This is a genomic window from Streptococcus pseudopneumoniae (assembly GCF_001072315.1).
Taxonomy (GTDB): Bacteria; Bacillota; Bacilli; order Lactobacillales; family Streptococcaceae; genus Streptococcus; species Streptococcus pseudopneumoniae_R.
The window spans coordinates 1-11,272 of the sequence record NZ_JVLI01000014.1; the positions used below are offsets into that span (position 1 = coordinate 1).

General features: G+C 39.7%; 8 protein-coding genes. 3 read left to right on the forward strand and 5 right to left on the reverse strand.

Annotated features, from left to right (window positions below; all coding sequences use genetic code 11):
* Positions 1 to 185: 185 nt before the first annotated feature.
* Positions 186 to 926 carry an amino acid ABC transporter ATP-binding protein gene (locus ADH54_RS00735; protein ID WP_000189477.1) on the reverse strand — a complete coding sequence of 247 codons (741 nt, stop codon included), beginning with the start codon at positions 924 to 926 and terminating at the stop codon, positions 186 to 188.
* Positions 926 to 2,491, reverse strand: a complete 1,566-nt coding sequence (locus ADH54_RS00740; RefSeq protein ID WP_049523455.1) for an ABC transporter substrate-binding protein/permease — start codon at positions 2,489 to 2,491, stop codon at positions 926 to 928. The genes ADH54_RS00735 and ADH54_RS00740 overlap by 1 nt, the downstream gene beginning before the upstream one ends.
* Before the next feature lie 137 nt (positions 2,492 to 2,628).
* On the opposite strand from ADH54_RS00740, the gene ADH54_RS00745 reads away from it, so the two are divergent.
* Both ADH54_RS00745 and ADH54_RS00750 read left to right on the forward strand, forming a co-directional pair.
* Positions 2,629 to 4,518: a DUF2207 family protein gene (locus tag ADH54_RS00745; RefSeq protein ID WP_049523457.1), complete on the forward strand. Its 1,890-nt coding sequence runs from the start codon at positions 2,629 to 2,631 to the stop codon at positions 4,516 to 4,518.
* A gap of 61 nt (positions 4,519 to 4,579) precedes the next feature.
* Entirely contained in the window at positions 4,580 to 5,425 is an 846-nt protein-coding gene (locus tag ADH54_RS00750; protein WP_049523459.1) for an undecaprenyl-diphosphate phosphatase, read from the forward strand.
* 32 nt (positions 5,426 to 5,457) lie between these two features.
* Here the strand turns inward: ADH54_RS00750 and dinB are convergent, their stop codons facing one another.
* Positions 5,458 to 6,519, reverse strand: a complete 1,062-nt coding sequence (gene dinB, locus ADH54_RS00755) for a DNA polymerase IV (RefSeq protein WP_049523461.1) — start codon at positions 6,517 to 6,519, stop codon at positions 5,458 to 5,460.
* Between the two features lie 391 nt (positions 6,520 to 6,910).
* Here dinB and pflB point away from each other — a divergent pair, with 391 nt between their 5' ends.
* A complete protein-coding gene (pflB, locus tag ADH54_RS00760) occupies positions 6,911 to 9,235 on the forward strand; it encodes a formate C-acetyltransferase (protein WP_000260631.1) in 2,325 nt (774 codons plus the stop codon).
* Between the two features lie 263 nt (positions 9,236 to 9,498).
* On the opposite strand, the gene ADH54_RS00765 is transcribed toward pflB, so the two are convergent.
* On the reverse strand, positions 9,499 to 10,056 hold the full coding sequence (locus ADH54_RS00765) for a DUF6036 family nucleotidyltransferase (RefSeq protein ID WP_000359824.1): 558 nt from the start codon (positions 10,054 to 10,056) through the stop codon (positions 9,499 to 9,501).
* Complete coding sequence (locus ADH54_RS00770; protein WP_000384127.1) at positions 10,049 to 10,333, reverse strand: hypothetical protein; 285 nt, start codon at positions 10,331 to 10,333, stop codon at positions 10,049 to 10,051. Before ADH54_RS00770 ends, ADH54_RS00765 begins: the two co-directional genes overlap by 8 nt.
* Positions 10,334 to 11,272: the final 939 nt, after the last annotated feature.

The following is an 11,272-nucleotide window of genomic DNA, read 5'->3' on the forward strand; positions in this document are numbered from 1 at the left end:
AAAATCAAAGAGCAAACTAGGAAGCTAGCCGCAGGCTGCTCAAAACACTGTTTTGAGGTTGTAAATAAGACTGACAGAGTCAATAACATATACCTAAGGCAAGGCGAAGCTGACGTGGTTTGAAGAGATTTTCGAAGAGTATGAGGACAGCAAAAAGACTGCACGATCGATGCAGCTTTTTCTTTTTATTTAAGATAGCGTTGAAGGAATTCTTTTGTACGGTCTTCTTTAGGATTAGTGAAGAGGTCTTCTGGTTTACCTTCTTCAGCAATCACACCCTTATCCATAAAGATAACACGGTGAGAGACATCACGGGCAAATTCCATTTCATGGGTTACGACAATCATGGTCAAGCCTTCCTGAGCTAGATCCTGCATGATTTTGAGGACTTCTCCAACCATTTCTGGATCGAGAGCTGATGTTGGTTCATCAAAGAGAATAGCGTCTGGATTCATTGAAAGGGCACGAGCGATGGCGACACGTTGTTTTTGACCACCTGAGAGTTGTTTTGGTTTGGCTTGCCAGTAGCGTTCTCCCATGCCGACTTTTTCAAGGTTTTCTTTGGCAATCTTTTCAGCTTCTGTACGTTCGCGTTTAAGAACAGTTGTCTGAGCGACAATTGTGTTTTCAAGCACGTTGAGATTTTCAAAGAGGTTAAAGGATTGGAAAACCATTCCTAACTTTTCACGGTATTGCGTGAGGTCATAGCCTTTTTCGAGGACGTTTTGTCCATGATAAAGGATTTGTCCATCAGTTGGCGTTTCAAGTAGGTTAATGGAGCGTAGGAAGGTCGATTTCCCGCTTCCAGAGCTTCCGATGATAGAGATGACCTCTCCCTTGTGGACAGTGAGTGAAATGTCTTTTAGCACTTCGTTTTGGCCATAGGATTTTTTGAGGTGTTTAATTTCAAGGATTGCTTGTGTCATTATTTCAAATCCTCCGTTTGCATTTGGTTAGCACCTGTAGTATAGGTATCCATGTCCATGCGGCGTTCGATGAAGCGTAGGATACGTGTTACGGTGAAGGTGAGGACAAAGTAAATCACGGCGATGATTGTAAATGTCTGGAAGTATTGATAGGTTTGCGTTGCCACGGTATTTCCTGAGAAATAAAGTTCGACAACAGAGATAACGTTCAATACAGATGTATCTTTGATATTGATGACAAATTCATTACCAGTTGCTGGTAGGATATTGCGGACAACCTGAGGTAGGACAATCTTGCGCATGGTTTGGTTATGAGTCATACCAAGAGCAGTCGCAGCTTCAAATTGTCCCTTGTCAACTGCTAGGATACCACCACGGACGATTTCAGTCATGTAGGCACCGGTGTTAATCGAAACGATGAAGATAGCAGCCAGTGTGCGGTCAAGGTTGATACCGAAAGCTTGGGCAGTTCCATAGTAGATAACCATCGATTGAACGATCATTGGCGTACCACGGAAAATTTCAATGTAGACATTGAGGATCCAGCCGATTAGTTTTTGTAATCCATAAATGGCTTTATTTTCAGAGAGAGGAGCAGTACGGAAAACACCAATGGCAAGACCGATGATGAGACCGATGATGGTTCCGACGATAGAGATTAAAAGAGTGATACCAGCACCACGCAAGAGTTGTTGCCAGTTTTCAGAAAGAATTTTAGCGACTTGGCTAAAGAAACTACTGCTAGTCTCTTCAGTTGTTGTAGCTTCGGCAGGTTGTTCCTTGATCATACGATCCATCAAGGCAACTTGGTCGTCTTTTGAAATGGTTTCAATGCTGGCATTGATTTGGCTAATACGATTGTCATCTTTACGAAGTCCAATAGCGATAGCTGTATCTTCTTCTCCAGTTTTAAAACCTGGCTCTACTTGAACCATTTTAAACTTAGAGTTCGCAGCTTCAGCAGTCAGAGCTTCAGGGCGTTCAGAAACATAGGCATCGATGATACCGGCCTCAAGTGCTTGGCGCATTTGAGCGAAGTCTCCCATAGCTGTTTCTTTTTTAGCACCCGGGATTTGTGTAATCAAGTCGTAGAGGTAGACACCTTGTTGAGAAGTGATTTTCGCACCATTAAAGTCATCCAAAGATTTTGCGTTTGCATAAGTAGAATCTTTTTTGACAAGCAAAACTGGTTCGCTAGTGTAGTAACTGCTTGAAAAGGCAATTTCTTGTTTGCGTTCGGCAGTTGGACTCATACCTGCGATAATCATGTCAATCTTACCAGAAGTAAGGGCGGGGACTAGACCTTCCCACTTGGTTTTAACAACCAAAGGTTCTTTGCCTAAGTCCTTAGCGATTTTCTTGGCGATTTGAACATCGTATCCATTGGCATACTGGTTGGTTCCATCGATTTTGACAGCTCCATTGCTATCATCATCCTGGGTCCAGTTAAAGGGAGCATATGCTGCTTCCATCCCGATGCGTAAATATTCATCAGCTTGAGCAACATTGACAAATCCTAGCATCAGCAAGAGACTTGTGAAAATAGATAAGTATATTTTTCTCATGATTTCTCCTATTCTAATCTATTAAAAAATAACTGTCTCCTATTTTATCGAAAAAAACTCTATTTTTCAATATAGGTAAGCCCTTACTTATGAAAAAATGATATAATGATAGTAAAGATAAAAAGGGGGCTTAGTTGATGAAAAAAACTTTTTTCTTACTAGTGTTAGGCTTGTTTTGCCTTCTGCCATTCTCTGTTTTTGCCATTGATTTCAAGATAAACTCTTACCAAGGGGATTTGTATATTCATGCAGACAATACAGCAGAATTTAGACAGAAGATAGTTTACCAGTTTGAGGAGGACTTTAAGGGCCAAATAGTGGGACTTGGACGTGCTGGCAAGATGCCTAGCGGGTTTGACATTGACCCTCATCCAAAGGTTCAGGCTGCGAAAAACGGTGCTGAACTAGCAGACGTTACTAGCGAAGTGATAGAAGGAGCAGATGGTTATACTGTTAAAGTTTATAATCCAGGTCAAGATGGCGACACAGTTGAAGTTGACCTTACATGGAACTTAAAAAATTTGCTTTTCCTATATGATGACATCGCTGAATTAAATTGGCAACCTCTGACAGATAGTTCAGGGGCTATTGGCAAGTTTGAATTTAATGTAAGGGGAGACATGGGGGCAGAAAAACTCTTTTTCCATACAGGCAAACTTTTTAGAGAGGGAATGGTTGAAAAGAGTAACCTTGATGATACTATTCGTTTGGACAATCTTCCGGCTAAGCGTGGAGTTGAATTGCATGCCTATTGGCCTCGTACCGATTTTGCTAATGCTAGGGATCAGGGATTGAAAGGGAATCGTTTAGAAGAGTTTAATAAGATAGAAGACTCGATTGTTAAAGAAAAAGAGCAAAGTAAACAACTCGTTACTTGGGTCTTTCCTTCGATACTTTCTATCTCCTTGTTATTGAGTGTCTGCTTCTATTTTATCTATAGAAGAAAGACCACTCCTTCAGTCAAATATGCCAAAAATCATCGTCTCTATGAACCACCAATGGAATTAGAACCTATGGTTTTATCAGAGGCTGTCTACTCGACCTCCTTGGAGGAAGTGAGCCCCTTGGTCAAGGGAGCTGGAAAGTTTACCTTTGACCAACTTATTCAAGCTACCTTGCTAGATGTGATAGACCGTGGGAATGTCTCTATCATTTCAGAAGGAGATGCAGTTGGTTTGAGGCTAGTAAAAGAAGATGGTTTGTCAAGCTTTGAGAAAGACTGTCTAAATCTGGCTTTTTCAGGCAAAAAAGAAGCAACTCTTTCCAATTTATTTGCGGATTACAAGGTATCTGATAATCTTTATCGTAGAGCAAAAGTCTCTGATGAAAAACGGATTCAAGCAAGGGGGCGTCAGCTCAAATCTTCTTTTGAAGAAGTATTGAACCAGATGCAAGAAGGAGTGAGAAGTCGAGTTTCCTTCTGGGGGCTTCCGGATTACTATCGTCCCTTAACTGGTGGGGAAAAGGCCTTGCAAGTGGGTATGGGTGCCTTGACTATCCTGCCCCTATTTATTGGATTTGGTTTGTTCTTGTACAGTTTGGATGTTTATGGCTATCTTTACCTCCTCTTGCCAATACTTGGTTTTCTAGGTTTGGTTTTGGCTGTTTTCTATTATTGGAAGCTTCGACTAGATAATCGTGATGGCGTCCTAAATGAAGCGGGGGCAGAAGTCTACTATCTCTGGACCAGTTTTGAAAATATGTTGCGGGAGATTGCACGATTGGATCAGGCAGAGTTGGAAAGTATTGTGGTCTGGAATCGCCTCTTGGTCTATGCGACCCTATTTGGCTATGCGGACAAGGTTAGTCATTTGATGAAGGTTCATCACATCCAAGTAGAAAATCCAGATATCAATCTCTATGTAGCTTATGGCTGGCACAGTATGTTTTATCATTCAACAGCACAAATGAGTCATTATGCTAGTGTCGCAAATACAGCAAGCACCTATTCCGTATCTTCTGGAAGTGGAAGTTCTGGCGGTGGCTTCTCTGGAGGCGGTGGCGGTGGTAGTATCGGTGCCTTTTAAAGAGAGCTATCACAGGCTGAAAAAATATGCTATAATGGAAGATAGAAAAAAGGAGTAATCTATGTATCTTATTGAAATTTTAAAATCTATCTTCTTCGGGATTGTTGAAGGAATTACGGAATGGTTGCCGATTTCCAGTACAGGTCACTTGATTTTAGCAGAGGAATTTATCCAATACCAAAATCAAAACGAAGCCTTTATGTCTATGTTTAATGTCGTGATTCAGCTTGGTGCGATTTTAGCAGTCATGGTGATTTACTTTAATAAACTAAATCCCTTTAAACCGACTAAGGACAAAAAGGAAGTTCGTAAGACTTGGAGACTGTGGTTGAAGGTCTTGATTGCTACTTTACCTTTACTTGGTGTCTTTAAATTTGATGATTGGTTTGATACCCACTTCCATAACATGGTTTCTGTTGCCCTCATGTTGATTATCTACGGGATTGCCTTTATCTATTTGGAAAAGCGCAATAAAGCTCGTGCTATTGAACCAAGTGTAACAGAGTTGGACAAACTTCCTTATACGACAGCTTTCTATATCGGGCTCTTCCAAGTTCTTGCCCTTTTGCCAGGGACAAGCCGTTCTGGAGCAACGATTGTCGGTGGTTTGTTGAATGGAACTAGTCGTTCTGTTGTGACAGAATTTACCTTCTATCTAGGGATTCCTGTTATGTTTGGCGCTAGCGCCTTAAAGATTTTCAAATTTGTAAAAGCAGGACAACTCTTGAGCTTTGGGCAATTGTTCTTGCTCTTGGTTGCGATGGGAGTCGCCTTTGCAGTCAGCATGGTCGCTATTCGCTTCTTGACCAGCTATGTGAAAAAACACGACTTTACCCTTTTCGGTAAATACCGCATCGTGCTTGGTAGTGTTTTGCTACTTTACAGTTTTGTCCGTTTATTTGTATAAGAAAAACCTTGAAGGGGCAACTCTTCAAGGTTTTAAAATCCAGTCACGGTAATCCCCAGCAGGCGGACACCTCTTTCTTTCTCACTTAACTCTTCATAGAGTTGCAGGGCGATTTGGCTTATATGACTAGCATCCTGTATTTTTTGAGCTAGACTTTTTCGTTTAGTAAGAGTTGAAAAGTCCTCGTAGCGGATTTTCAAAATGACAATTTTTCCAGCTTTTTCTTGTTGATGTAGATTGAGAGCGACTCTTTCTGATAGAAGAGTCAGCTCTTTTTTAATGTCTTCCTCGGCACGGAGAATCTTCCCGTAAGTTTTTTCCTTGCCGATTGATTTACGGATACGATTGGACTTGACTGGGGAATTGTGAATGCCACGAGCCTTTCGATAAAGGTCATAGCCCAGTCTGCCAAAGCGGTCTATTAGTGTTACCTCAGGGACTTCAAGTAGGTCAGCGCCAGTAAAAACTCCCATTTGATGAAGACGTTCGACTGTCTTTTTTCCTACTCCATGAAACTTGGAAATATCCATTTGTTTGAGAAAATCCTCAGCCTGGTCAGGTAGAATCACTGTCAGACCATGTGGCTTTTGATAATCACTGGCCATTTTAGCTAAGAATTTATTGTAAGAAACGCCAGCAGAAGCAGTTAGATGAAGTTCTTTCCAGATATCCTCTTGAATGAGGCGAGCGATTTTGACCGCTGACTTGATACCGAGTTTATTTTCTGTTACATCCAAATAGGCTTCGTCAATGCTCATGGGTTCAATCAAATCTGTATAGCGCTTAAAAATAGCTCGAATCTGGAGTCCCACAGACTTATATTTCTCATAATTTCCTGAGATGAAGACGGCCTGGGGACAACGTTCATAAGCTTCCTTGGAACTCATGGCTGAATGGACACCAAAAGCTCGTGCCTCATAGCTACAGGTAGAAACGACTCCCCGCCCACCTGTTTGCCGAGGGTCGCTTCCGATAATGACAGGTTTTCCTCTGAGTTTAGGATTATCTCTGATTTCCACCGCAGCAAAAAAGGCATCCATGTCAATATGGATGATTTTTCTTGACAAATCATTTAACAAAGGGAAAATCAACATGCCTAGCACCTTTTTATACTCTTCGAAAATCAAATTCAAACCACGTCAGCTTCGCCTTGCCGTAGGTATATGTTACTGACTCCGTCAGTCTTATTTACAACCTCAAAGCAGTGCTTTGAGCAGTCTGTGGCTAGCTTCCTAGTTTACTTTTTGATTTTTATTGAGTATTACCGCTTATTTTCTTTTATTATACCCTTTTTTCTGAAAAAAAGAAAAAAGGACTTTATTTTTTCAAAAATATAATACAGTTTGGAACAAAATATAGACTGTTTTAGAAAAGAAAGTGTAAAAATAGGGGTTTTTCACTTGTTGAAATCGGTTACTGTATGGTATACTTGTCTCATGAATGTAACAGATGACTGTTACTAGAAAGAAAAAAGAGGACATTAACATGGTTGTTAAGACAGTTGTTGAAGCACAAGATATTTTTGACAAAGCTTGGGAAGGCTTCAAAGGCGTAGATTGGAAAGAAAAAGCAAGTGTATCACGCTTTGTACAAGCTAACTACACACCTTACGATGGAGACGAAAGCTTCCTCGCAGGACCAACGGAACGCTCACTTCACATCAAAAAAATTGTAGAAGAAACTAAGGCTCACTACGAAGAAACTCGTTTCCCAATGGACACTCGTCCAACATCTATTGCTGACATTCCAGCAGGATTTATTGATAAAGAAAACGAAGTTATCTTCGGTATCCAAAACGATGAACTCTTCAAATTGAACTTCATGCCAAAAGGTGGTATCCGTATGGCTGAAACTACTTTGAAAGAAAATGGATACGAACCAGATCCAGCTGTTCACGAAATCTTCACTAAATATGTAACAACAGTTAACGACGGTATTTTCCGTGCCTACACTTCAAATATCCGTCGCGCTCGTCACGCACACACTGTAACTGGTCTTCCAGATGCATACTCACGCGGACGTATCATCGGTGTTTACGCACGTCTTGCTCTTTACGGTGCAGACTACTTGATGCAAGAAAAAGTAAACGATTGGAATGCAATCGAAGAAATCGATGAAGAAACAATCCGTCTTCGTGAAGAAATCAACCTTCAATATCAAGCATTGCAACAAGTTGTTCGCTTGGGTGACCTTTACGGAGTTGACGTTCGTAAACCAGCGATGAACGTTAAAGAAGCAATCCAATGGGTTAACATCGCCTTCATGTCTGTCTGCCGTGTTATCAACGGTGCTGCTACATCTCTAGGACGTGTACCAATCGTATTGGATATCTTTGCAGAACGTGACCTTGCTCGTGGTACATTTACTGAATCAGAAATCCAAGAATTCGTTGATGATTTCGTTATGAAACTTCGTACAGTTAAATTTGCTCGTACAAAAGCTTATGACCAATTGTACTCAGGTGACCCAACATTCATCACAACTTCTATGGCTGGTATGGGTAACGACGGTCGTCACCGTGTTACTAAGATGGACTACCGTTTCTTAAATACTCTTGACAATATCGGTAACTCTCCAGAACCAAACTTGACAGTTCTTTGGACTGACAAATTGCCATACAACTTCCGTCGCTACTGTATGCACATGAGCCACAAACACTCTTCTATCCAATACGAAGGTGTAACAACAATGGCTAAAGACGGATATGGTGAAATGAGCTGTATCTCATGCTGTGTGTCTCCACTTGACCCAGAAAATGAGGAACAACGCCACAACATCCAGTACTTCGGTGCTCGTGTAAACGTATTGAAAGCCCTTCTTACTGGTTTGAACGGTGGTTACGACGATGTTCACAAAGACTACAAAGTATTTGACATCGAACCAATCCGTGACGAAGTTCTTGAATTTGAATCAGTTAAAGCTAACTTTGAAAAATCTCTTGACTGGTTGACTGACACTTACGTAGATGCTTTGAACATCATCCACTACATGACTGATAAGTACAACTACGAAGCTGTTCAAATGGCCTTCTTGCCAACTAAACAACGTGCCAACATGGGATTCGGTATCTGTGGGTTTGCTAACACTGTTGATACATTGTCAGCAATCAAATACGCTACAGTTAAACCAATCCGTGATGAAAATGGCTACATCTACGATTACGAAACAATCGGTGAATACCCACGTTGGGGTGAAGATGACCCACGTTCAAACGAATTGGCAGAATGGTTGATTGAAGCTTACACGACTCGTCTACGTAGCCACAAACTTTACAAAGACGCAGAAGCTACAGTTTCACTTTTGACTATCACATCTAACGTTGCTTACTCTAAACAAACTGGTAACTCACCAGTCCACAAAGGTGTATACCTCAACGAAGATGGTTCTGTGAACTTGTCTAAACTTGAATTCTTCTCACCAGGTGCTAACCCATCTAACAAAGCTAAAGGTGGCTGGTTGCAAAACTTGAACTCACTTTCTAGCCTTGACTTTAGTTACGCAGCTGATGGTATCTCATTGACTACTCAAGTTTCACCTCGCGCTCTTGGTAAGACTCGTGACGAACAAGTTGATAACTTGGTAACAATCCTTGATGGTTACTTCGAAAACGGTGGACAACACGTTAACTTGAACGTTATGGACTTGAACGATGTTTACGAAAAGATTATGTCAGGTGAAGATGTTATCGTACGTATCTCTGGATACTGTGTAAACACTAAATACCTCACTCCAGAACAAAAAACTGAATTGACACAACGTGTCTTCCACGAAGTTCTTTCAATGGATGATGCCTTGGACGCATTGAGCTAATCAAGTTCTTGAATAAGGAAATAAGGAGCCCTCGGTCAATCGACTGAGGGTTTTGTGCTTGGGATAGTGTGAGCAATTCCTTCGACGCAATATGCAATGTTTTTGGGAAGGAATAGTGGACCGAATCTGAAATAGTCCGCTGAGACGGCTCAAACAGTGCTAGAAATTGACTGGAATTCTCTAAGTGATTTGTTCCGATTTTATTTCATTCCATCATAAAGACAAGACGACTGGCTAATTGACAATCATCTTGTTTGATACTGTTAATAAAATTCGCGAAGTTTATCTTGATTTTCTTTAAAAAATTTTTCTAACCAATCCATACCATAAGCATAACTAAAACCTTCTAAGAGAACAGAGAGGTCAATAGTATCAAATCCCATGTCTTTTAAATATTTAAAGGTATCGAATGGTGAATGAAAGTTTTTGTATTTAATAATTGCACCAATATCTTTTAAATCCTGCTCCCTGATACTCATCATCTTCATTCCTAACACATACTCAATAGGGACTACTAAAACGGTCAGATTCTCAAATGAGTACAAGGATTCGCATAAACTTAAGGGAGGTTGTTTGTTCATATTTGCAACATGATTGTTGAGCCATAACTCTTCGTGAGTGTTAAGATTAAACTGTTTTCCTACACGAGCAATAATTTCATTGATTTTCTGATTTTGGTCATAAAAAGCATCAACATCTTGTGTGGCACGCAAACCATGATATTCTAAGACATAGCCACCGACACAGATAATTGTTAAAGTCAGATTTTCCTGAATTAATTCCTTATTTAGGGCTTGGAAGACCGGTTTCATTTTATCCATGCTTGTATTTCTCCATCAATTTTTGAACATTGGTTAACTTAGCAGGTTTATTTAATGAAATCACATATTTATGAGTTGGAGTATGCTCTTGAAAGGCATACTTCAAGCTAATTTTTTGAAAATGGGTTAGTTCTTTGGAGTCTAGCAACTTTTCTATATCTTGGTTTGTTAAATAAGAATAGTCTTCAAAAATAACTTTTCGCAAATAGCGAAACCAATGGCTTGCGTTGAATTGTGATTGTTTGGATGCCTGTATCATATAATCGTACCAATCCATTGTCTTCCTCCTATGAAATTTAGTTTATCTTATTGTAGTTTATATTCAAAAATGTAGTTTTTCTTAATTAGCTCGTATCTATAGGATGATATTGAAAATCTTCTTGTTGCTTTAAATCACAATCGAAAAATTCTGTTTTTCATCTTAGAGAAGAGTGTTTAGAAATGTAAAATGAACCTTTTTTCTTATCCGAAAACCTTACTAAAGTATATAATTTAGGAAGTCAATTCTGTATGATAATGTTTGTACTATCGTTGAGTTTTTGCTTGATTGCCTAACGAGATAAATTTTAGAAGAATTTTCGGTGTGATTTGACAAGTTTCTGACTGGAAGGATAGTTACACTAGTATTGTTTATTAAAATGAGCAGATAGAGAAAATTTGGAATCCATTTGCTTATTATCAATCGTTTTTTTTAACTTATTTGTCTTAGATTGGTATAGAACTGATTTATGGATTGATCCTCTTGTATCTTATCCCGTTCCTAAATATGTTGGTAGAAAAATGAAGCAGTTGTTACGAGTGTCTGTATTGGGAAAAATTTTGTCTATACAATTTTTTAAATGATATTAAGGCTAGGAATGCCAAAACACTGACATATTTCGTTTGAATCTCATCCGATCCCTTTACTTGTATTTGTAGAAATGCTATCAGTAATATATTCGCGAACACTATGATTTACAACAGTGTGGTCGTACATCTTTGTAACTTTATTATACAACAACCATTTACAGGTGTAAAGTTGAGCAGTGTCTTTAGTAAATTTAGGGACTTGTTTTGTCACAGTTTTGATACCTGTATCTGTTGTTTCATGAGCATTTATACTCTTCGAAAATCTCTTCAAACCGCGTCAACATTGCCTTGCCATATATAGTTACTGACTTCGTCAGTTTCATCTACAACCTCAAAACGATGTTTTGAGCTGACTTCGTCAGTTTCA